16 protein-coding genes are annotated in these 24,015 nt (G+C 60.0%); 9 read left to right on the forward strand and 7 right to left on the reverse strand.

Features of this window, described 5'->3' with window-relative positions; translation table 11 throughout:
* Positions 1–78: 78 nt before the first annotated feature.
* Positions 79–1,551 carry an arylsulfatase gene (locus tag NG895_RS13235; RefSeq protein ID WP_252852984.1) on the reverse strand — a complete coding sequence of 491 codons (1,473 nt, stop codon included), beginning with the start codon at positions 1,549–1,551 and terminating at the stop codon, positions 79–81.
* 258 nt (positions 1,552–1,809) lie between these two features.
* Here NG895_RS13235 and NG895_RS13240 point away from each other — a divergent pair, with 258 nt between their 5' ends.
* From NG895_RS13240 to NG895_RS13275, 8 genes are all read left to right on the forward strand, one after another.
* A complete protein-coding gene (locus tag NG895_RS13240) occupies positions 1,810–2,886 on the forward strand; it encodes an ABC transporter ATP-binding protein (RefSeq protein ID WP_252852985.1) in 1,077 nt (358 codons plus the stop codon).
* Between the two features lie 426 nt (positions 2,887–3,312).
* Entirely contained in the window at positions 3,313–4,320 is a 1,008-nt protein-coding gene (locus NG895_RS13245; protein ID WP_252852986.1) for an AAA family ATPase, read from the forward strand.
* 70 nt (positions 4,321–4,390) lie between these two features.
* Positions 4,391–5,251, forward strand: a complete 861-nt coding sequence (locus NG895_RS13250) for a DUF58 domain-containing protein (protein WP_252852987.1) — start codon at positions 4,391–4,393, stop codon at positions 5,249–5,251.
* Positions 5,248–6,099, forward strand: a complete 852-nt coding sequence (locus NG895_RS13255; protein WP_252852988.1) for a hypothetical protein — start codon at positions 5,248–5,250, stop codon at positions 6,097–6,099. The genes NG895_RS13250 and NG895_RS13255 overlap by 4 nt, the downstream gene beginning before the upstream one ends.
* Positions 6,096–7,016 carry a vWA domain-containing protein gene (locus NG895_RS13260; RefSeq protein ID WP_252852989.1) on the forward strand — a complete coding sequence of 307 codons (921 nt, stop codon included), beginning with the start codon at positions 6,096–6,098 and terminating at the stop codon, positions 7,014–7,016. The genes NG895_RS13255 and NG895_RS13260 overlap by 4 nt, the downstream gene beginning before the upstream one ends.
* Positions 7,010–8,044, forward strand: coding sequence for a VWA domain-containing protein (locus NG895_RS13265; RefSeq protein ID WP_252852990.1), 1,035 nt, complete (start codon positions 7,010–7,012; stop codon positions 8,042–8,044). Before NG895_RS13260 ends, NG895_RS13265 begins: the two co-directional genes overlap by 7 nt.
* A 49-nt stretch (positions 8,045–8,093) precedes the next feature.
* Positions 8,094–8,819, forward strand: a complete 726-nt coding sequence (locus tag NG895_RS13270) for a hypothetical protein (RefSeq protein WP_252852991.1) — start codon at positions 8,094–8,096, stop codon at positions 8,817–8,819.
* A gap of 127 nt (positions 8,820–8,946) precedes the next feature.
* On the forward strand, positions 8,947–13,290 hold the full coding sequence (locus NG895_RS13275) for a hypothetical protein (protein WP_252852992.1): 4,344 nt from the start codon (positions 8,947–8,949) through the stop codon (positions 13,288–13,290).
* A 176-nt stretch (positions 13,291–13,466) separates the two neighbouring features.
* Here NG895_RS13275 and NG895_RS13280 read toward each other — a convergent pair whose 3' ends face one another.
* Genes NG895_RS13280 through NG895_RS13290 form a run of 3 tightly spaced genes read right to left on the reverse strand, consistent with a single transcriptional unit; the run spans position 13,467 to position 17,402 of the window.
* Positions 13,467–13,880: a hypothetical protein gene (locus tag NG895_RS13280; protein ID WP_252852993.1), complete on the reverse strand. Its 414-nt coding sequence runs from the start codon at positions 13,878–13,880 to the stop codon at positions 13,467–13,469.
* 1 nt (position 13,881) lies between these two features.
* Positions 13,882–14,772, reverse strand: coding sequence for an MBOAT family protein (locus NG895_RS30610; RefSeq protein ID WP_252852994.1), 891 nt, complete (start codon positions 14,770–14,772; stop codon positions 13,882–13,884).
* 50 nt (positions 14,773–14,822) lie between these two features.
* The gene (locus NG895_RS13290) at positions 14,823–17,402 is read right to left on the reverse strand and encodes a hypothetical protein (protein WP_252852995.1); all 2,580 of its coding nucleotides are present in this window, start codon (positions 17,400–17,402) and stop codon (positions 14,823–14,825) included.
* 518 nt (positions 17,403–17,920) lie between these two features.
* Here NG895_RS13290 and topA point away from each other — a divergent pair.
* Positions 17,921–20,686, forward strand: coding sequence for a type I DNA topoisomerase (gene topA, locus NG895_RS13295; RefSeq protein ID WP_252852996.1), 2,766 nt, complete (start codon positions 17,921–17,923; stop codon positions 20,684–20,686).
* Between the two features lie 909 nt (positions 20,687–21,595).
* On the opposite strand, the gene acpS is transcribed toward topA, so the two are convergent.
* From acpS to NG895_RS13310, 3 genes are read right to left on the reverse strand one after another with little or no spacing between them, the layout of a single operon-like run.
* Entirely contained in the window at positions 21,596–21,979 is a 384-nt protein-coding gene (gene acpS / locus NG895_RS13300) for a holo-ACP synthase (protein ID WP_252852997.1), read from the reverse strand.
* 18 nt (positions 21,980–21,997) lie between these two features.
* The gene (locus NG895_RS13305; RefSeq protein ID WP_252852998.1) at positions 21,998–22,495 is read right to left on the reverse strand and encodes a hypothetical protein; all 498 of its coding nucleotides are present in this window, start codon (positions 22,493–22,495) and stop codon (positions 21,998–22,000) included.
* 18 nt (positions 22,496–22,513) lie between these two features.
* Complete coding sequence (locus tag NG895_RS13310) at positions 22,514–23,680, reverse strand: trans-sulfuration enzyme family protein (protein ID WP_252853044.1); 1,167 nt, start codon at positions 23,678–23,680, stop codon at positions 22,514–22,516.
* Positions 23,681–24,015: the final 335 nt, after the last annotated feature.

The raw sequence follows: 24,015 nt of genomic DNA on the forward strand, positions 1-24,015 counted from the left end.
CTGTTCGCAGCCATCACGCGAATCTTTTGCACCTAGCCCTGCGGGCGTGGGATTTTCACGCAGAAACCTTGGCTACTGCTACTCGGCCGACTTCTTCGCATTGCGGCGGCGTGTAAGGGGAAACATCTCGGACTCGGTGCGGTCGCTCTTCAGCAGCTCTTTCATCCGGGCGACCCGCTGGGGGTGTTGCTTGGCGACGTTGTTTGCTTCGGCGGGATCATTCTGCAAATCATATAGTTCGAGCTTCGTATTGCCACGCTTCGTATTCCGAACAACTCCCTTCCAGTCGCCCATGCGGATGGCCTGTTGGCCCCCGTAGCCGGGAAACTCCCATATTAAGTAGTCGCGATCGGCCACTTGCCCGTCGCCGGTCATGGCAGGCAGGATGCTCACGCCATTGGCGTCCTGAGGGCAATCCGCCCCCACCACTTCGCACACCGTGGGCATCAGGTCCCAGAACGCGGACACGGCATCCGACTCGGTGTCTGGCTTGATGTGCCCGGGCCAGCGAGCGACCAGCGGTACGCGAATGCCCCCTTCGTAGATTGAACCCTTCAAGCCTCGCAGGCCGCCGGCCGAATGGAAGAACTCCGAATCCGACCCACCAAGGCGTTCGTACGTCGGGCCATTGTCGCTGGTGAAGATAATCAGCGTATCCTCGGCCAGGCCCAGTTCATCCACCAGGTCGACGACCTGACCGACAGCCTTGTCCAAGTGAGTAACCATCGCCGCGTAGCCCGCGTGCGGCGCCGGATGCTTCAAATACCCATGATGCTCGTAGGGCGTCTCGTCAATCTTGCCTTCGTACTCGGCCAGCGAAGACTCCGGCACCTGAATCGATAGATGCGGGATGATCACCGGCAGGTACAGGAAGAACGGTTGGTCCTGCTTCTCTCGGATAAACTGCAACGCTTCGCGGGTGAACTCGTCCTGCGAGAAAGTCTCGCCAGTCAGGCTTTTGCCATCGTTGCCGGGATACTCGACCCTCTCCCCATTTCGCCAGAGGAAGCTTGGATAATGGTTGTGGGCGTGGCGTTGGCAATTGTAGCCGAAGAACAAGTCGAAGCCCTGCGAATTGGGATCGCCCGACGTGCCGAAATGGCCCAACCCCCATTTGCCCATGGCGGCCGTAGCGTAGCCGCATTGCTTCAGCACCTCGGCCAAAGTGACTTCCTCTGCCGGAATGGGCTGCTGCCCAGGAAACTCGAAGCCGTACTTGGCCTTCAGCGCCGAATCGGGCTTGTAGTCGCCGTTGTCGCGGATGTAGGCATGCGCGGGCGACTTGCCGGTCATCAGCACGCATCGCGAAGGGGCGCACACCGGCGAGCCACTGTAAAAATCAGTAAAACGAACCCCGTCAGCGGCTAACTCGTCGATGCGAGGCGTGCGAATGATTTGCTGCCCGTAGCAGCCAAGTTCGCCGTAGCCCAGGTCGTCGGCAACGATGAGAATAATGTTGGGCGTGTCCGAGCGATCGGCCGCAGGTACTGGGGCTGCGAGGCCAATGGTCAGCACGGTGGACGCCACAATTGCGAGCTTGGTCAGGTGCATGATCGTGTTGTCTGCTATTCTGGAGGGCGAAGACTGACCTCAACTCTAACTGCCCCAGAAGGCGACGTAAACGATCGGTAAAGCGCACTTCCGCTCTCGGCAAGCCATCCCGAAGGTTGGAAGCATCGAAAAGTACCGTGACGTTGGCCCGCCGCCCTCCTGCACACCTCACTCACTTACCCAAACTCTCGGCACCCGACACCACTAGGTCCCTGAAGGGATCCGCTCGCTAGTTTGGTTCAAAATCGATTGACTTCCGTGGCCAGCGTTTCTTTGCACAACGTGAACAAAATTTACCCCGGTGGTATCCATGCAGTGCATGACTTCGATCTCGAGGTTGCGGATGGCGAGTTCGTGGTGTTGGTGGGTCCCAGCGGTTGTGGCAAGAGTACCACGCTGCGGATGATTGCCGGATTGGAGGACGTAACCTCCGGCGACATCAGCATCGGTGAGCGCCGGGTGAACGCGGTGCCGCCGGGCGATCGCGACATCGCCATGGTATTCCAGAACTACGCTCTTTATCCGCACATGACGGTGCGGCAGAACATGGCGTTTGGCCTGAAGATGCGTCGAACGCCGAAAGCCGAGGTCGAGCGTCGCGTCGCCGAGGCCGCTCAAATGCTGGGCGTCGAAGCAATGCTCGATCGTCGGCCTCGCGAACTCTCGGGAGGTCAACGACAACGCGTAGCGGTTGGGCGGGCCATTGTCCGCAACCCGGCCGTGTTCCTGTTCGACGAACCGCTCTCGAATCTCGATGCCAAGCTGCGGGCTCAGATGCGAACCGAACTGGCGGCACTGCACGAGCGACTGCAGGCCACCATGATCTACGTGACGCACGATCAGGTGGAGGCCATGACCTTGGGCGACCGACTGGTGCTGATGAAGGACGGCGTCGTGCAACAGATCGGCGCCCCGCTGGAAGTGTACCAGTACCCGACCAATCAATTTGTGGCCACATTTATCGGCAGTCCCCCGATGAATCTGCTAAAAGGCAATGTCAAAGGTGGGATATTCCATGGCGTCGATCAACACGCCACTTGGCGGCTGAGTGCTGCCGACGATGGCCCCGTGGTGTTGGGGGTCCGTCCCGAAGACTTGTTGCCTGCCGAGGGCGACCAATCTGTGCTGGCCACGGTCACCCCGGAATTGATCGAAAACCTCGGGCATGAGGTGTTGGTGCACTTTTCGCTCGCCGGTGAGAGGCTCGTTGCTCGCATTCCCTTTGGCCACGCTACGGGCATCGGCCAGCAATTGCCACTCACCGTACGTGCAGGTAGCGTGCGGCTATTCGGCGACGACGAGATGGGCAATGCGCTGGGTTCCTCGACCAATTAGCGCTTTTCTTGGAACCGGGCAGTCAGCCCTCGCGTCCAACCCATTCGGCAGCGCGCACCTAGGGCGCGAGCATGACATCGCCCCCAAAGCTGCGTTGAATCGAAGGCGTTTTGCGTATTTGACATGTCTCGATTCGATGAGTTCCGGTCTGTGGCGAGCCATCTTAACGAGATACCGCTGGGTGCCATCGCGCAGAGGCTGACATACCTTTGACTAAATGGCGACTTCGCGTGAACACTTTGCCGCGATCGAACGTACACATTCCGGCAATTGTCCGGGGGGATCCGGAATTCGTTGTGACCGGCCATCGCATCGTTTAGAATCGAAGTTCGGTGGCCTGCCGGGGGAGCGTGATACATTCGCCCTGCCGCGAGGCCACCGGCGGAGAAGTGGAACCTGTTTGACAAAGCTAGAAAGAGGCAGCGTATGTCGACTGTCGCCTGCGACACGCAGTCAGAGTCATTGGACGATACCATCGCCTTCATCGACGCCATCCGCGAGCGGGTGGGACGAGTGGTGGTAGGACAAGACGTGGTGGTCGAGCGTTTGCTGATCGCTCTTTTCACCAGCGGGCATATCCTACTGCAAGGCGTGCCCGGCATTGCCAAGACGCTGCTGGCTTCGACGCTGTCCAAAGCCATTCATCTGCAGTTCAGTCGCATTCAGTTCACCATCGACCTGCTGCCTTCCGACATTCTTGGTTCCGAGATTCTGGATCAGCAATCGGGCACCTTTCGTACGCATCAGGGTCCGATTTTTACTAACCTGTTGCTGGCCGACGAAATCAACCGCGCCGCCCCCAAGGTGCAGAGCGCGATGCTCGAGGCCATGCAGGAACGCAAGGTCACCATCGGCAATACCGCCTATCCGCTGCCGACGCCGTTCCTGGTGATTGCCACGCAGAACCCGGTGGAACAGTCGGGCACGTTCGAACTGCCCGAGGCGCAGCTCGACCGCTTCATGCTGCTGCACCGCCTGACCTATCCAGAACCAGAACACGAACGAGAAATCCTGCGTCGCAACATGTCGCTCGGTATCCGCCGCGAAGGGGACGGCGCCGTGGCCCGCAGCGAGTTCGACGCCATTGGCGACGAACCGGTGGGCGACGCCGATATGCTGGTCGAAGCGATGCACGCCGTACACGCCGTGCACGTCAGTGGCACCTTCCTGGAACACGTCATCGAGATTGTCGACCGCACCCGGCACCACCCCGACCTGGAACTCGGCTGCAGCCCTCGGGCCGGCATCGCCATGATCAAGGCGGCTCGCGCCCGGGCGCTGATTCATGGTCGCAATTACGTGACCCCCGAAGATCTCTATAGCCTGGCCGAAGACGTCATCCTGCATCGCATCCGTCCCAACTACGAAGCCCTGGCCGAAGGCCGCACCGCTTCGACGGCCCTAGAAGAAATCCTCAGCGAAGTTTCCGCCTGACGCTCCCCTCGTTTCGTTTTCCTCACGGGTTCGTACATCTTACGGACCATTGCACTACCAGGAACGGCACTTGGAAGCCACGCTGCTAGACATTGAACCTCTGGACTCGCGGCAGTTCGTCATTGCGGTCAAGCGACTGGCGACCAGCTTGAGCTACGGCAACGACCGTTCGCCGTTCCTGGGTTCGGGGCTGGAGTACGCTCAGAGCCGGCCGTATCAGTTTGGCGATCCGATTCGCAGCATCGACTGGCGGGTGACGGCGCGGGCAGGCAAGGTGTTTGTCAAGGAATACGAAGCCCCCAAGCGGCTGCCCTGCTATCTGCTGGTCGACACGTCGGCCTCGATGACGGTAAGCAGCCAATCGCCTAGCAAGTATTGGATGGCCGTGCACATCGCCGGCGGCATCGCGTTCGCTTGCCTGGATCGGGCCAGTCCGGTGGGTGTGGTGGGAGTCGGCGGTCGCAAACTCCGCATCGAGCCCAGCCTGTCGAAGACACAAGTGATGCAGTGGTTCCACCACCTGCGACACTATCGCTACGACGAACCCACCACACTCGGTTTGCGGATTGCGCAACTGGTTCCACGCCTCTCGGGCACCTCGCTAGTGATCGTCTTGAGCGACCTGCACGATCCGTGGGCGGTGCCGGCGCTGAAGCAACTTTCCGAGAAACACGACGTCGCCGTGCTGCAGCTGCAGGACCCGGCCGAGCGCGGCGTCCGCCGGGCCGGTTTCGTTCGCGCCGGCGAAGCCGAGACCGGCAAGCAGTTTGCCACCCGCTCGAGCCGCCATTGGGTATCGCACCATCAGGCGGCCCAGCAGCTCAAGCGGAGCGGTATCGACCACCTGGTTCTGCCCACCGATCGGCCGTTCGTCCATCACCTGCGGAATTTCTTCCGCGCTCGCGATCTTCTGGGAAGGGGCGCACGATGAACCGGCTCGCCACGAAGTTCTGCTGCCCGCTGCTGGTTGCCTTATTTGCCGTCGCGCCCACGTACGCTGCGGACGAAGGGGCATCATCCTCCACTTCGGTTGGCATGCCTGCGACCATCGAGGAACTGGTGTTGCCCGGCCCGGCACTGGAAGTCAAACCGCTGGAAGACCGCGATGCACCTTTCGTGCTGCGACTGATCGAGTCGTACCCGCATGGCAGTTCGCGGCGCTACACGTTTGAGTACTATGCGCTAGAGCCGGGCGATTACAATCTGACCGACTATTTGCGGCCGGCGGAAGCCGCCGAGGCGACCGAGTTGCCCGAAGTGTTGGTGTCCGTCCAACCGCTGTTGCCTCCCGGCCAGATGCAACCCAACGCCCTGCAATCGTCGAAATTACCAAGGGTGGGCGGCTACTGGGTGTGGGTTACCTTGGGCACGATTCTGTGGTTGGTGGCCGGTTATGCCATCCTGTTTCTGGGACGCAAGAAATCCGCCGAATCCACAGCCGCCGAAGAGGCCCGGCCCAAAACATTGGCCGACCGCTTGCGTCCCACCGTGGAGGCCGCCGTCGCTGGCGAGCTGTCCCAGCCTGAGCTGGCGGAATTGGAACGCGTGCTGTTTGCATTCTGGCGACATCGCCTGGGACTCGACGAGGCACCCGCTGCCGAAGCCATGCGGGAGGTGCTCGCCCATCCCGAAGGGGGCCAGCTGCTAAGGCAACTCGAGGCCTGGCTGCACCACCCCGACGCCGGCAGCGACGTGGACGTTGCGGCCCTGCTGGCGCCGTACCGAGATCTTCCCGCTGATGCGATGGCCGAACCGTCGCAGGAGGCCGTGGGCGCATGAGTTTCCGCCTGTACTGGCCATTGATCGTCCTGCTGCTGGTCGTGCCAGTAGTCATCCTGCTTTGGCAATGGCGTCGCCAGGGCCGCAGTGTCGTGATGCCGTTCGACCATGGCCGCGAAGGAACGGGCTTCTGGCTGCGACTGCTACTGAACTCGGCCAGTTCGCTGCCGGCGCTAGTGCTGGTCGTAGTGATCTTGATCCTCGCGGGGCCAACCCGCCTGAAGGAACCCGAGGTGCATCGCCAGCTAACGAACATCGAATTCTGCGTCGACGTCTCCGGCAGCATGGGAGCGACCATGGGCGAGGGGACTCGTTACGACGCTTCAATGCAGGCGATCGACGAGTTTCTCGAAGCCCGACAAGGTGACGCGTTTGGCCTCACTTTCTTCGGCAACTCGGTCATGCACTGGGTGCCGATTACGACGGACGCCACGGCGATTCGCTTTGCTCCGCCATTCATGGCGCCACACGTGGCTCCGCCGGCCTTTGGCGGCACGGAAATCGGCAAGGCGCTGCTCGCTTGTCAGCGGCGATTGGTCGAAACCGACAATGGCGATCGCATGATCTTGCTGGTCTCGGATGGTTTCAGCTCCGACTTGAGCGGCGGTAAGGACATGGAGATCGCCAACCAGCTCAAAGGCAATAACATCGTGGTGTACGCCATTCACGTGGCCGAAAACGAGGTGCCCGATCAAATCATCAACATCACGTCCTACACCGGTGGCGAAGCGTTCGCCGCCGGCGACGTGGATGGGCTGGCGTCGGTGTTTACGCGCATCGACGACATGCAGCAGGCCGAGATGGAACGCACGGCCGCCGACGCGGTCGACTACTACACGCCCTACGCGATGGTGGGTCTGTCGCTGGTAGGACTGAGCCTTATTTGTTCCCTGGGACTTCGCTATACGCCATGGTAGCCGAACTTGCAGCAGCGATTGCTCTGGTGGTCGCCCTGGCGGCCGAAGCGTTGCAATGGCAACGCACCAAGCGGATCGCGCAGTTGGCCTTCGGCCCGTACACGACACCGCGGGCGTGGGTCCGTTGTGCACCCTTCATCACTGCTTTGTCCGTTGCCGCGTTGGTCTGGGGTCTTACTACCCTTATGCTGGTGGAGCCCAAGACTCACACCACCACGACCATCGCCGATGGCGAACTGAAACACCTGGTGCTGGTGCTCGACGTCTCGCCCAGCATGTTCCTGGTCGACGCCGGCCCCGACGGACAGCAAAGCCGACGGCAGCGTGTCCACTCGCTGATGACCTCATACTTCGAACGGGTGCAGTTGCCGAATTACCGCACGTCGATCGTGGCCGTATACAACGGGGCGAAACCCGTGGTGATCGACACCAAGGATCGCGAAGTCATCAACAACATCCTGGAAGACTTGCCGCTGCACTTCGCGTTCAATGCGGGCAAGACCGACCTGTTCGCTGGTCTGGGCGAGGCGGCCGGCATCGTAAAAGACTTCCCGCCCAAGTCCACGACGCTGATGCTGCTAAGCGATGGCGACAGCGTACCCGCCACGGGCATGCCGGAGATGCCTCCCTCGGTGGAGCACGTGGTGGTGGTTGGCGTTGGCGATCCGGTAACCGGCAAGTTCCTTAACGGAAGTCAAAGCAGGCAAGATGCGTCCACCTTGCGGCAGATAGCCCTCCGTCTGGGTGGTGTCTACCACGATGGCAACGAAAAGCACTTGAGCACCGATCTGATTCGCTCGATTGCCTCCAGCGAGTCGAAAAGCGTGTTCGAGAAACTCAGTCGGCGTGAATTCGCCTTGCTCGCCTGTGGAATCGGTGCCGTGCTCTATGCGGTGCTGCCACTGCTTTTGCACTATTTCGGTACCGCGTGGCGGCCGGGTGTCTTGGAATCGACCACCCGCGGCGTAAATTCGACGTCGCGAGTTGGACGGAAAGTTCATCGACGCGCGCCAGCTGCCTCCCTATAATCACGAGAACTCGCCCGGCACGACCTGTCCCTGGAAAAGGAGATCACTTATGCGACTCGCCTTGCTGCTTGCCTGGATTGCCATACCCGTGGCATTCGGCTTCTATCACTATGGTCCCGGCCAGGACGCCGCGGAAAACGCACAGGCGGGAGCCGACCTGCGGCTTGCTTCCTATCAATCGAGTCAGGAAGACTGGGCCGGCGTCGAAGCCTCCTGCAGTGCAGCGTTGGCCTCGTTGAAGTCGGACGATCCCGAGGTCGCGCAGCGCATTCGCTTGGAGCGAGCCAAGGCGCGGCTCATGGCCGAGCAACTGCCTGCGGCCTACGACGACCTGACTTCGCTGCTGAACGAATTGGAAGCGAGCGAGGAGCCCAATGCCGAGTTATTGGAACAGACCCGCGCCGCCATGGCGTCGGCCGAGTACTACGTGACCTGGCTGATGCGTCTGGAAGGCGAGCCGCGCGAAAAGTGGGAACTGGAGATCGAAGCAGCGCGTCAGAAGTACCGCCTGTTGGCCGAACAAGCCGTCGACGCTGGCGACCAGCAGGCGGCCGAACAGTACACCGAAGACCTGGAGGCGACCATCCGCCTGGCCCGCATGGACCTGAGCGACCTGGAAGCGCTCGACCTGCCGTGCCAGTGCAAGGGGTGCTGCAGTGGCGAGTGCAACTGCAAATGCAAGAAGCCGGGCAAGAAGCCGACCCAAGGCAAGAAGAAGGCCAAGGACGCGCGGGGTGCAAGCTCCGGCCCCCCTGCCGATGGCATTGGCTCGTAGTGCCCGGCACCGAGCCAACCCAAACCATCTGAATACCTGAAATGATGCGCAACGCCAAGGACGAACTGAACCCCCGTCCTTGGCGTTGTGATTACACGTCTTCTCATTGGCAAAGAAGAGCAAAACGATGAATCGACCCGTAGCTGGACTGGCGATCGCCTTGGCAATGTTGGCGGCAGGCACTCCCAGCCACATGGCGTGGGCGCAAGTTTCCGCAGCACTTCCCGCAAGGGCACGGGTAATTCGAGTCCAGCCACAGCCGTCGAACGCTCTGTTCGTCGAAGAAGTGGCGGCAGAAGGCCTGTTTGGCGCACCCTCCGAGACTGCAGAGGCAACCGCAGCGCCGGCGGCAGAATCGGAATCCACCTCGGCAGAGGACGCGCAGAAGAAGGCCAAGGAAGCCCAAGAAAAACAGCAGCGGCTGAAGAAAATCAAGAAGCTGCAATTCGACCGCCGCCCCTCCACGGTCCTGCTCGTTTGGAAACAGTTCGAGTTGGAGAAGTCCAAGGAGGCTCAAGAGGCTCAGGAAGCAGCGGCCAAGGAAGCCGAAGAAGCTAAAGCCGAGGAAGCGACGTCAGCCGAGACCACGCCAGCCGAAGCGAATGACGAGTCAGAGGAACCCACCGCGTCCGAAGCACCGGCCGCGGAAGAGAAACCGGCAGCGAAACAAGCCGGCGAGGCACCTTCGGCCGAGTCTGCATCCGCCGCAGAATCGAAGAGTGACGCGGAGGACTCGTCCGCAGAAGTGAAAGCGGAAGCCTCCCAAAGCAAAGCGTCGGACGACACCGAGCAGTCCGAAGAGGCCGCCAACGCAGCCAAGGATGCGACGGAAGAGGGCAAAGATCAAGCGACGGAAGCCACGAAGACCGTCGCCGACGACAAAACAGCCACCGAGGAGAAGTCGCAACAAGCGTCGAAAGAGGAGCCGGCCAAGGAAGTATCAGGCGAGGAGCCATCCGACGAAGAGAAAACACAGGACGCCAAGGAAGGCAAACCCGAAGCAACGGAAAAGAAGCCGGAAGAGCAAGGCCCTAACTACGACAAGCAGCTCGCCGATCTGCGGCGCGATGTCACATTGAGCCGCTGGCCGCAGGTGAAAGAATTCCTGGAGAGCCAGCCAGAAGACGAAGCGAAGATCATCTTCAAGCAGATACTAGCCACACTGGCTAAGACCGGATCGCAACCGGCGATGGCGGTCGCGCCCAATGGGCAGAACATTGTGATGCCCGTGCCCAATCAGCGAGGCAGTCAACCGGAAGTCAACGTGATGACGGCCGACGATCTGCTGGCCATCGCCAGGCTTGCTCCTGCCGAGTTGGAAGACGCCGACCTCAGCATGCTGTCTCGCTTGATTAGCGTGTACCAGGCGAACGGCTATCTGCTGGACGACTTGATCGAGCGTTTCGGCGACGAGGTACAACTGGCCGAAGACGACCGCCCCTTCAGTCCCTCGCAGGCAGCCGAACTGCTCATCCAGTCAGGTCATACGCTGAAGGCCAAGGACTTTTTGCCAACGGTTGAAGATGCTGTCGAACAGCAGCAGCACAAAGAGCTGATTCAACTCTCGAAATACTACTATGCACTGTATCGCCAGGACCACCGCATCGAAGACCTGGAAAAGGCATGGCAAACCGTGCAGGAGATTCTGTCGGCCGATGAGGTGGAAAACGCTCAGCAACAGCAGGCGTTGCTGCGCGCGGTCGACTTGGCTCCGCAGGTCCGCGAAACCCTGGGGCAACAATGGCTGGGACAAGCCTTCAAGGACGCCAACGAACGAACTATCGAAATCCTGTCGACCATTGGCAATCAGGCCGCCACCGGATTGCAGACCAAGATGCACGATGCCACGAAGCGGCTGGAACTGCTGCGGCTGCAGTCCACGGCCATCGAGGCCCTGGTCGAGTCGTCGCCTGAAGTCGCCGACAACTGGCGGGATAAATTGACGCTGCTGGCTAACGTGTGGTTACGCGAGGCACAGGTTTCCTTTCAGTACGACACCTCCACCACGCTTCGTCCGGCCATGCAGCGCGATATGTACGGCAACATCTTCTACTACAACAGTCGCCAATCCGTGTCTCGCAGCAGCAACCAGCCAGAGCCGATTCCCGTCCACGAGATCTTGAAGGTCAAACCGAGCGAACTCTGGATGAAGTACGTCGACGAAGGCCTGCAACCGCAAATGGAAAAGCAATTGGCTCAACTGTTGCTGAAGGTGAACGAAGAGGACGAGGCCTTCCCGTATATCGAACGCCTGGCCGCCACGCACCCACAGGTGGCAGACAGCCTGGTGAGTGATTTCCTTCGCATCTGGACCGACAACCATGACCCGAATAGCAGTCGCAACCGCTCGAGCAGTTACATGTACATGTACGGTTACGAGCGTCGGGCCGAGAGCATTCCGCTCACACGGTCCAAGCAGCAACGGAACCTCGAGGAGTTGTCGGCCCTGGTAAAACGTCTGAATGCCCTGCCCTTGGAGGATGTGGACGAACAGCAACTGGTGCGGGCCTTCACGACGTGCCACAGTTCGGCCGAAGTGTATCAACTGGACGCCATCACCAAGGTGTTCGGCCCGTTGGAGTCGCTGGAACCCAAAACCTTGGCAGCGCTCGGACAGCAGATGCGGACCAATTTGGTGGGCATGTGGAGACTGCCGGCGACGCAGAACGACGCTAAGACCAAACGCAAGCAGAAAGACATCGCGGCGGAGGTCGAGCGTGGATACAAGGTGGCAGTGGCGGTTGTCGAAGGCGGACTCGCCAAGCATCCCGACGATTGGTCGTTGGTACTCGCCCGGGCTTCGCTGCTGCACGATGCCAACGACTATCGCCGCACGATTTCTCCCGATTCGAAGTTCGTCGATCGGCAGGAAAATGCCTTCGGCGACTTCCAGAAGGCGGCCGAACTTTACTCCAGCACCGTGGGCGATATCCGTGAAGACCAGGAGACCACTAAGCCGTTCGAGGTATGGTACTACGCCAGCATGGGAGCCTGCGATCCGGAGCGGATCGAACAAGGCAAACCGAAAGACCCCAAGCAACTGGCGCTGATTCGCGAAGGCATTCAGTCGCTGCCGGGTGCGGCTGCCGAACGTCACATGAGCCGCTTCGCCAACACCCTGTTCACCCGCATGAGCGCCGTGAAGCCCGCCCTGAAGTATCACTACCTTGAAAGCGGTCTATCGATTGTCGGCAATAACGAGCAAGCGATTGAGGCCCGCCGGGTGTTCGACTACTACTCCGACCTGGTGACCGAGATCACCCTTGAGAGCAAGATCGACGGCAGCGACGTCGTTGGGCACGACAAGCCATTCGGCGTATTCGTCAACCTGGTACACACGCGCGAGATCGAACGTGAATCGGGCGGCTTCGCACGATATCTGCAGAACCAAAACAATGGCAATCGCTACTACTATAACTATGGCCGGCCGCTGGAGAACTACCGCGACAAGTTCGAAGAGCAAGTCGTATCGGCGGTGGGCGATCAGTTCGAAGTGCTCTCCGTCACTTTCCAGGCAGAGGACGTGAACTCCCGTTCGCTGCCCGACTACGGCTGGCGGTACACGCCGTACGCCTACGTACTGATGAAGGCCAAAGGGCCGGAGGTCGACAAGTTGCCAGCGTTTCAGCTCGACCTCGATTTCCTCGATACGTCCGGCCACGTCGTGCTGCCGATCGCTTCGTCTCCGCTACCGCTTGACGCGAGCGGCACGCAGGAGAAACCCCGGCCCGCGGACCACATCGCGATTACCCAAACCCTAGATGAGCGGCAGGCCGCCGAAGGCGAGCTGGTACTCGAAGTGAAAGCCTCCTCTCAAGGCTTGGTGCCTGATCTCGATAACCTGCTGGAGCTCGATCCCAGCGAGTTCGAGGTGGTGGAGGTCGAAGACGAAGGACTCTCTGTCTCGCGGTTCGATCCCGACAGCCCCAAGAATGTGATCCTCTCGGAGCGATCATGGATGGTGACGATGCACGCCAAAGAGGGCTTGGAAACACCACCGGTCACGTTTGAATTTGCCGAGCCCAAGATGGAGATCACCGAAGCGATCTACCAACGGTACGACGACGCCGACCTTTTGGCGGTCGAACCGGTGATCGGACTCGAGGCCCAGTACGCTTCGAGCGACTCCTCTCCCTGGTGGTGGCTGGCAGGAGCGGGAGCCGTGTTGCTATTGATCGTGGGTATCGGCATCGCCCTTGCTCAGAGCCGGCCCGAGGTGGTGACAGAAGACGAGTTCGCTGTACCCGATCGGATCACGCCCTTCACGGTGCTTGGCTTGCTCGATCGCATCGAATCTCGCAACGGCATCGACGACAAGCGGCGCACCGAACTGCGTCAATCGCGGGCCGATATCGAGCGTTACTACTTCGAGGAGGAGGACGCTCCCGAGCCTAACCTCGAAGAGATTGCCAGAAGTTGGTCTCGCCAGGCCAAACCCAGCACGAGCAGCAACGGCCACCATCGCGCGTAGCGCGCACGGCCTCTTCATCTGCCGCGGCGCGTGGAGTGCAGAGGAGTGCCTACTATCTCTCGGCGTGACTGGGGATGGCAGCTTGTGGAACGACCCCCTGTTCAACTTGGTGGTATTCAGCAAGGTGGGCCTGTGGCAACGCCAAGGTCGTGATCACCGCGAGCGGCGCCAGGAGCTCATGAAGCAGGAGCGAAAGTTGCCCAGGCGAAGATCGCAGTGAAGGCCACGAACAGCATCGTGAGCAGATGGTAGCCGGCGACCAGCCACCACTTGGTCAAAAACGGCTTGGCATCCAGCACTGCCTGCAATGCCAGGCGGATGCCCCAGAAGGCCGCAGCATAGCCACACACGGCGCGCGCCAGTGGCGTGCCGCTGGCTAACTGGTCGTGGCACGCAATGCTGATCAGTCCAAGCGACACGATCCCCAGGACCACGTAGCCGCCATAGACCCAGTACATTTGCCGGTGGAGCTTCGACAAACTGGCAAACTCGTGCTTCCAATCAAGCTGCAGTGGCACCAGCGCGCTGGCCGCCAGGACAGAGAGTTGTCCGAAACCGGCCAGCAGGATGAGCGTTGAAAGTGTTGGCATGCTACAGAGCTCCCACGGCTGCCATGAACGGCAGCACGATATTACGAACAAAAGGCGCTGGGAACAACAAGCCCGCTGGCGCTACCAGTACCACCACGGTGCCTAGCCAACCGATCACGCCGCGGTCGAGCCCCCTGGTTCGGCCCAGGCGAGAGCGTTGCAGCAGCATGCCCAGCGGCTGGATAAAAAAGTACAACGTGGGGCCACCGTAGCCACCGGCAGCGGGGAGCGTAATCACAGCATCGTGCACCAGTCCACTAAACAGAAAGCCGGCAAACAATCCGCGGCGGGGCCCCACGACCCGGGTTAGCGGGCGGAATAAGAATCGGTAGGCCAGGTCGCGAAAAGCAGTGTTCCAGCGTCGGCCCCAGAACTCGCTGAGCGACGTGCTGGCAATGGGCCAAACCATCAGTGGTGCTGCCGCGACGCCTTGGGTGCGCCACCAGCAGGAAAGCAGATGGAACAAGCCAAAGTGCAGGGTGAACACAATGCCGATCATGCCGACCCAGCCCAGCAGCAGATCGCGATCACTGGGCACCACATGGGGGGATAAGAAGAAACATGCCAGGCCGGCGAGCATTTTGCTGCCGGCAAATAGCCACTCACCGGCAGTGGGACGATCCGCAGCATCGGCCGCACCGTAAAGAAACGCCGGCGTATCGAGGCCTGGCCAAGCGAGCAGGTACGCCAAGTGCCGCCAAGCTGGCACGCCAACAGCGGGGGTTCGCCGCCAGGTAAGCCACTTGAATCCGGCGTACAGCAACAAGGCCAGCAGCCACATCACCGCCCAGCGCGGCAACGTGTCGGGCACGATGAACCAGGCGAGCGGCGGTAACACCACCACCGGCAGCCAACCTCGCCAGACGGGAAGTGGTGTCGCTGCGAGGTGCACAGTGAGTTAGCGAGTGGAAGTCCAAAGCCTGAACGCGAACAGTATTGCCGTTAGTCCTTCTTTTTGCCGCCGGACTCTTTCTTCTCTTCGGCTTTTGCTTCTTCTTCGTCCTCTGCTGCTTCCTCCTCGGTCTCCTCCGCGTCCGAACGCTTCCACTTCAAATCGAGGTTGTCGAGCACCGCGTTAATAGCCTCTTGCCGGCTCTGCTGGGCATTTCCACTCAGGAAGTACCGGCGTCCGGGCCAGAAGTTGGCATCCGCCAGGAAGTTAGTTCGCAGTTGGTCCTCCGATTCGACCTGATCGGCAAGACGCACCACATAGATGATCGACTTGTCGAAATTCGGCTGAGCCGCCACTTCGCCTTCTTTGAGTTTGAAGACGTCGTCGAGGAATGTTGGCCCCACATCCTCGAGCCCCTCGGGCTGCGAAAGCCGGTAGGTGGGCATCATGGTGGTTGGCGCGATATCGCCCAAGGTAAGTTGAGTGAAGGTGGGCGTTGTGGTGACTTTCACGTCGGGCTGATCGACAAAGAACTCTGCGAGGGTCAAACCAGATTCCTGGGCTTCCTTCGCCGTTTCCTTGGCTCGCTCCAGGGCAATTTCGGCAGCCTTCTCACGTTTCCAGGCGGCGGCCACCTCGTCCTTGATCTCTTCGAACTTGGGCTGGCGCGACTCTTCCTCGCCGGTCTTCATGACCAGGTAGCGGTCGCCAAAGCGGCCAACCACCGAGGTGAGAATCGGCTCGTACAGGTCCGCATCCTCTCGGAACATCAGGTTCGCCACGGGCTGTTCCTGCTGGTTCACCGTCTTGCCAACTTCGGTGTCGTACAATTGGTAGATGTCCAGATAACCCGTCTTCTCGAACTCGAGATTCAGTTCCTCGGCGATGGGGGCCAAGTTGCGAAGTTCGGCCGGCGGCTCCGGAGCTTCTTTGCCCGCGGCTTCTGCATCGAGCTTGGCGCTCAGGTACTTGCTATAAGCGGGAATCAGACGGGTCACCACCTGCTGCATGGTGGCGTCGATCTCTTCGAAGAATTTCTGCTCGGCCAGCGTCTGACGAATTTTGTCGGCCACTTCTTCCAATGGCTGGTAGGTGACTTCTTCGGTCTCCTCTACCTCATCGGTCATCTCTTCCGCGGGTTCGGAAGCAGCCGTTTCATCGCTGTCCTCCTCCGAGTCGCTCGCAGCAGGCTCTGAATCGGCTGCGGGAGCATCTTCGCCGGCGGGCTCCGAAGTATCGGACTCACTTGCCTCTGGCTGGTACGAAGCCAAGCGGAAAGGACTCGCGGGGCGGGTGGCCGATTGCTCATCGGCCGGTGCGTCGCCCTCAGCGGGAGTTTCTTCTGCCGGCTGGTCCGCAGCAGGTTCTTCAGTGGCGGGCGTTTCGGCAGCAGGCTCTTCCGCCGGCTCGGTATTCTCGGCGGTCGCTGGTTCCTCGGTGGAGGGCTCCTCGGTTGGAGTCTCCTCAGATGGGGTCTCTTCGGTAGAGGGCTCTTCAGCCGGCGTCTCTTCGGTCGCCGGTTGCTCGGCGGCCGGCTCCTCGCTCATTTCTTCCGTAGTCGCTTCTTCCGTCTCGGCTGCCGGCTCCTCGGAAGCTTCTGCCGACTCGTCGCCTGGCTGATCGTCGGGCGTCGTCTGTTCGTCCATCACGTCTTCGAAGCTCGCCTCGACGAACAGCAGGTCCTTGTTCGCTTCGTAGTACTCGGCGACTTCTTCGTCCGTGACTTGCTGCTCATACTTCTCGATGAACTCGTCGTAGTTGGCCCGCAGGTACTGCAGCGACACCTTTGGCGGAATCATGAAACCCGGTGTCGGGCTGGGCAGTTCGACGTTCATCACGCGGCGTGGCAACGAATAGTATTCTTTGTACTCGTTGTAATAGTCGCGAAGTTCTTTGTCTGTGGGCTGGGGCACGTCCAGCATCACCGATTCGGGATCGATGGCGGCGGCTTCCACCTTCGCCCGGTCGTTGGTCTGCTTCCATTCTTCCCAGCGGTTCACGGGCATTTCCGCGGCAAACATGCTGTGGCCGGTATGCCCGGCTCCGTAGGATCGCAAGGCCGCCTCGGCCAGCAATTCCTCCCGCAGGGACGAGTAGATCAATTCTTCGGGAATGGGGGGGCCGGCCTGATTCATCATGGCCAGCACCTCGTACATCTCGTTGCTGCCCAACTGTCCCATGCCCAGTTCGTTGATATAGTCGAGAACGGCATTATCGGAGATAACGATGCCCATATCGCGGGCACGATCGGCCAGGATATGGGTGCGGACAACGACTTCCTCGAGTGTCTCGGTGTCCCAGTTCTCGCCGATCAGCCCGATGGGCGTAACGCGGGCCTGGCGGTAGGGCATGTCCGATGTTTGGGCCATCATCTGCCCATATTGGGCGACCCGGCGGACGAAAGAATTTACCAACTGGCGATGGTAAATCAGTCGATCGAGCTCGCCCTCGGTCAGTTTTCCGCCATCCCAGGTGACGGCCGTCGCCTTGGGGCTGCGCCCTGTGGCGGCATTTTCTTCGCGACTGCGCATCCACTGTGTCAGTGGATCTGCGACGGTGAAGGCCAACATCAAGATAACGCCGCCCACCACGATGAAGGTCTTCTGGTAGCGACGGAAGAACCGAAACATTGCGAATATCCTGTAAACTTAAGCTGGCCCCCTCGGCAGCGAGGGGCGAGAACCCTTGACAGTTTGGCCGGCCAGTCCTAATGGTTGGACAAGGCCGAACCGCAAAAAGCAAGCTATCGATTCTATGGCAGATCGACGTAAATGCAATCCCAGTCAGCAGTAGGGAAGACGAGGTAACCCGCTGCCAACAGTGCCAAGGGGTTTGCTGGCCACCAACTGGCAAACTTGCCCCAGGGGCCGGAAATTGGCCATTGTTGGCTCGACCCCCACTCGCCGTACGACCCCTATTCGCCGCAAACTACACGCCCCACGACTCCTTCATACAGTTGCAATGGACTGAATGACGAACAAGCGAGATACCGGAGTCGGGGCAGGCCGAGCGAAATAGAGTAGTGCTTTGTTGGGTTTTGCATTAGCTTTGGCTTGCCAGCTTCGCGCCGACAGGCACACCCCTCCCCGTGGGAGGGGGGAAACAACAGACGGACCAGAGACGATATTCATAGGCATCGAGCATCTTTATGGGCAAAAAAAAGGCAGCCGGCGGACAACACGCACTGGTGATCGTCGAATCCCCAGCCAAGGCGAAGACCATCGGAAAATACCTGGGGCCTGGGTTCACGGTCGAAGCCAGCATTGGCCACGTCCGCGATCTGCCGCAGGGTGCCAAGCAAATTCCCGCCAAGTACAAGGGCGAGCCCTGGGCTAACCTCGGCGTGAACGTCGAAAAGGACTTCGAGCCCATCTACGTGGTGCCGCCGGGCAAGAGTAAGCACATCAAGATGCTGAAGGACAAGCTCAAGGACTCCACCGAGCTGTACCTGGCGACAGACGAAGACCGCGAAGGAGAGGCCATCAGTTGGCACCTGCTGGAGTTGCTGAAGCCGAAGGTACCGGTCCGCCGCCTGGTATTCCACGAAATCACCAAGGACGCCATCCAAGCCGCCCTGGCTTCGCCCCGCGAAGTGGACGATGGCCTCGTTCGGGCACAGGAAACGCGGCGAATCCTCGACCGCCTGTACGGCTACGAAGTGTCACCGCTGTTGTGGAGAAAAGTACGCCCCAAATTGTCCGCTGGCCGGGTGCAAAGTGTCGCCGTGCGTCTGATCGTCGAGCGTGAACGCGATCGCATGGCGTTCGTCTCCAGCAACTGGTGGGACCTCTTGGGGCTTTTTGCCAACGCCAAGAAGGAAACGCTGGAAGCGACTCTGGTATCGGTTGAAGGAAAGAAAATTCCGGCCGGTAAGGATTTCGATCCAGCCACTGGCAAGCTCAAGAATCCCGACCTTCGGCTGCTGAGCGACAAGGAGGCCCAGGAGTTGGCCGACCGCATTCGCAGCGGCGAGTTCACCGTAACCAAGGTTGAAGACAAGCCTTACACCACCAAGCCCTACGCGCCGTTTACCACCAGTACGCTGCAACAGGAAGCCAACCGCAAAATGGGCTTCACTGCTCGCCGCACGATGGGGGCTGCACAGAGCCTGTACGAAAATGGTCACATCACTTACATGCGTACCGACAGCACCAACCTGGCGTCGGTGGCCGTGGAGGACGCACGGAAGCTGATTGTCGATGAGTACGGTAAGGATTACCTGCCCGACAGTCCGCGAACTTACGCTGGCAAGGTAAAGAATGCCCAGGAGGCGCACGAAGCAATCCGGCCGGCCGGTCATCCCTTCCAACTGCCGGGCAACATCAAGAGTCAACTGAATGCCGACGAGGCGAAGATTTTCGACCTTATCTGGAAGCGAACCATCGCCAGCCAGATGCAGGACGCCCGCGGCCGGCGCATCGCTATCACCATCGAAGGTGGCGGCTGCACCTTCCAGGTAAGCGGAAAAACCATCGATTTCCCCGGCTACTTGCGGGCCTACGTAGAAGGCTCGGACGACCCCAGTGCTGAACTGGCCGACCAGGAAAAGGTCCTGCCATCGGTAGAGGTTGGCGAGAAATTGCAGTGCCAGGAACTGTCGGCCAAGGAGCACAACACGCTGCCGCCCAGTCGGTTCAGCGAAGCGGCCCTGACCAAGGCGCTCGAAGAACGCGGCATCGGCCGCCCGAGCACCTATGCCTCGATTATCGATACGATCCAGGCCCGCAACTATGTGTTCAAAAAGGGCAACGCCCTGGTTCCCACGTGGATTGCGTTCTCCGTGACCAAGCTGCTGGAAGACCATCTATCGCGACTGGTGGATTACCAATTTACCGCTCAGATGGAAGACGACCTGGATGCCATCAGCCGTGGTGAGCGGAAGTACATCGAGTACTTGGAATCGTTCTACTTTGGCAATGGCTCCCCCGGCCTCAAAAAACAGCTGGAACACAAGGTCGACGAAATCGACGCCCGCGGCATCAGCCGCATCCTGATTGGCAAGGCCGACGATGGCGAGGAGGTGTACGTCCGCGTCGGTCGCTACTCACCGTTTGTGGAGAAGGGCGAAACCACTGCATCGCTTCCAGAGGACCTGCCTCCTGATGAAGTGACGATGGAGAAGTCGCTGGAGTTGCTCGCACAAGCCGAGAAGGCGGACGAGCCGCTTGGCACGTGCCCCGAAACGGGCAAGCCGGTTTACATGAAAATCGGCCGCTTCGGTCCGTACATCATGCGTGGCCACCCCGACGACGAAGAGAAGCCAAAGAACGCCGGTCTTTTGAAAGGCATGACCCCCGATGACGTGGATTTCGAAACGGCGCTCAAGCTGCTTTCCTTGCCGCGAGAACTAGGCGAGTACCATCCGCCTGCTCCTGCAGAGTCCGAAAAGAAGGAAGACGGCGAAAAAGACGAAAAAGACAAGAAGGACGATAAAAAAGAAGCCAAAGGTGGCAAGGTCATGGCCTACAACGGCCGCTACGGACCTTACGTGAAGTGCGGCAGCGAAACCCGCTCGCTGCCGGCCGACATCTCGCCGCTGGACGTGACGCTCGAGCAAGCCATTGAGCTACTGAAAACGCCGAAGACTCGCGGCCGTGGCGCAGCGAAGAAAGAGCCGATCAAAATATTCGACGGTGAATCGCCCGTCACCGGGATGAAGGTGCAGTTACTGGACGGCCGCTACGGTCCCTACGTAACCGACGGCGAAACAAACGCCTCGCTGCCGAAGGGTACCAGCCCGGAAGAACTCGACTTCAACGAGGCATTGAACCTGCTCGCCGCTCGTGCCGCTGCTGGTGGATCGAAGAAAAAGAAGACCACCAAGAAGAAAGCGGCCAAAAAGAAAACAACCAAGAAGAAAACTTCTAAGGCCGCGAAAAAGGGAACGACCAAGCGGACAACGAAGAAATCGTAGTTCTCAAAAGCGAGCGGGGCCCGTCAGGGCCCTGGTAGTGTGAGGATCCAAGAACTGGATTCATCAAGCGGCTGACCTTAGTTCGCACCACTAGCTTCCTTCTGTTTGGATAACGATTCAGCAGAGATAACGACCAGGGCCCTTACGGGCCCCGCTCACTCGCGTGGTTGACATGCGTTCACTGTTCGTTATACTGCGTAGCATGGGTCTTCTACTCAATCGCACCTGGTTGGTCTCTTCAACAACTTACGGGACGTGGCTACCGGGGGATCGACGCTCTTTCGTTGGTCCAGTCGACGGTGACCTTGGCTACGAAATCCACAACATTCCAGGTACGCCCTGCGACGGCCCAAACGAGCGATTGGCAAAGTGGTCTTATAGCCAACTCAAGGGAGCACCGATCTATCTTGATGGGGCCCAGGCGGAAGCAATCCTTGGCCAGTTCCGTGAGACTTGCTGCTATCGGCAGTGGAGGTTGCTGTGTGCTTCGGTAATGGCAAATCACTTCCATGCTGTTCTGACTGTGCCTGGTGATCCACCTGCGGAAAAGCTGCTCGGCGATCTAAAGGGCTACGGAAGTCGAGCACTGAACAGAATTTGGGGGAAACCCGAAAGCGGAACTTGGTGGACCGAGTCTGGTTCGCGGCGGAGGAAGCAAACCGAGCGGCAAATTCTCAGTGCCGTGCGGTATGTCTGGAACCAGAAAAGCTGGTTGTCGCGGTACGTCGATCCAGATGTCCCCATCGATTGGCTTCAAACGACGACTAGGCCAAGTGGCGAGCGGGGCCCGTAAAGGCCCTGGTAGTGTAAAAAATCCAACACTACATCCATCAAGCGGCTGACCTTGGTTCGCACCAGTCGATACCTTCCGCTTGGAAACCGATTTGGCAGAGATATCGACCAGGGCCCTTACTCTCCCTCGGCAATCGCGTAGGCAATCGCGTGCGACCTGGCGTGCGAGATGCTGATGTGCACTCGGCGGATGCCTTGGGCTTCGGCAACCTCGCGTGCGCCGGCGTGCAGTTCGATGGTTGGCGCGCCGCTGTTGAGGTTTACCACTTCTACATCACGCCAGCCAATGCCGCGGCGCCAGCCCGTGCCGAGCGACTTCAGCACGGCTTCCTTGGCCGCCCAGCGACCTGCATAATGCTGTGTGGCCGCCTTGCGGGTGCTGCAGTAGTTGATCTCTTGCTCGGTATAGACCCGGCTGATGAACAACTCGCCGTGCCGCTCGATCATGTTGGCAATTCGCAAGCACTCGGTGATGTCGGTTCCAATACCGATGATCTGCATGGGAGGCACGAACTGGGGTTAGTTGGGCGTGGCATGGCCGGCGGGCGAGCGCCGCCGGCGACTAAGTTCGACGATAGCTACAGCCGCAACGGTCAACAAGCAGGCATCCAGTGTCCACAGCAGAATCGCATGGCTCGTGGCCTCCGATTGCATGTACTCGAGGAAACCTTGTTCGGTCCAACCGGGACGAAACATTTCGACCGCCGGTTGTCGGGCGGCCGCCGCTTTTCGGGCAGCCAAGGCCGAACGATAGAGCCACAGATGCTGAACCACCACGGCCACCACGGAGGCCAACAGGGCAGCAGGCCAGCGTGGGCGGTGGCTGCCGAGCATCGCCGTGGTGCCCACCAACAGCACGCTGAGCAATGCGCCGGCGGCCAGTGACTGCAGGCCAACCAGGAATACGCCAGCCGACTGCGGCATCGCAGCAATCACCCCCACGCACCCACCGGCCACGACGGCCGCGGCCACAAGCAATAGCTTACCTACGGGAGTGGAGGTTTGGGGCTGATCCATCCCTCGATTGTGGGCCGACTAAACGGTGCTGTCGAGCGCCTGAGCCAGATCGGCGATCAGATCTTCGGCATCCTCGATACCGCACGACATGCGGATCATGTTATCGGGAATACCGAACTTCTTCCGATCCTCGGGAGCGTAATTGAAGTAGCTCATCACCATAGGCTGCTCGATGAGCGATTCGACGCCGCCCAAGCTGGGAGCGATGCGCGGAATAGTGACCGAGTCGATTACGTCGGCCGTGGTCCGCCAATCGGCGTCTTTCAGCAGGAATGTAATCAGGCCACCAAAGCCCCGCATCGTACGCTTGGCAACCTCGTAGTCGCGGTGCGATTCGAGTCCAGGATAGTAGACCTTCTCGACGCGCGAATGGCCGTCGAGGAACTGGGCCACTTTCAACCCATTCTCGTTGTGGCGGGCCATACGCAGTTCGAACGTTTTGAGTCCGCGAAGCAATAGGTACACGTTCTGCGGGCCGTTGATCGCTCCCATGATGCCGCGCAGGTTGCGAACCGGCTCCATTTTTTCTTTGCTACCAGCCACCATGCCGGCCAACAGGTCGTTGTGCCCACCTAGGTACTTGGTCGCGGAGTGCAGCACGTAGTCGACCCCTGTCTCAATGGGGCGGAGGTTGTAGGGCGTGGCCAGCGTGGCGTCGATCAAGGTTTCGACGCCGCTGCGGCGACCCAGATCGGCAAAGCGATCGAGGTCCACCACGCTCATGTGTGGATTGGTAGGCGATTCGCTAATCAACATCCGCGTGTTAGGCGTGATGGCTGCCTCCATGGCGTCATAGTCGCAGGCAGGCACCTGGATGGTCTTGACACCAAATCGCGCCATGTGCTTGGCACAAAACTCACGGCTGCGATGGTAACACTCGTCGAAGAAAATCACCTCGTCGCCCGAGTTAAGCTTCGCCATCAGCAATCCGACCAGCGCCGCCATGCCGCTGGAGAACAGCACGGAGTCTTCGGCTCCTTCGAGCGCGGCCATCTTGCGTTCGGCCACGCGTTCGCCTGGGTTGCCGTAGCGACCGTACTCTTCGCGGGGCTGCTCTTGTTCGATGTAGTCGATTACCGACTGGGTGTCGCGAAAGGTGTAGGTCGACGCACAGAAGATCGGATCGGTAATAGAATCCCCTGGCTTCTGACGCTGCTCCCCCGCGTGAACCGCCACCGTGGACATACGGCGACCGCTGTCGGAAGTGTACCGGGAACCTCGGCCCCGTGAGTCGGATGAAGGATCGGAAGTGGATTCGGGAATTTCCAAGCTACTACTCATCACAGGCCTTCGATAGCGAAAATGGTCCGGCCTGCGGGAGGCGGCGCTACCGCGCACAAAAAAACCGCAGACCAATTCGTTCACTTGGTATCTGCGGCATGATGCTCGTTGTGTTGGCACGCGTAACACCGGCGTGGGGCCAGCTGTCGCGTGGGCACTTTAGCAGTTATTCGGCTGCAAGCGGCCACAAATCCCAGTGTGCTTTAAGGGTACCTCCTCGGGCTAGCTAAATCAAGCGC

The sequence above is a fragment of the Aeoliella straminimaris genome, assembly GCF_024054565.1.
Classification (GTDB): Bacteria; Planctomycetota; Planctomycetia; order Pirellulales; family Lacipirellulaceae; genus Aeoliella; species Aeoliella straminimaris.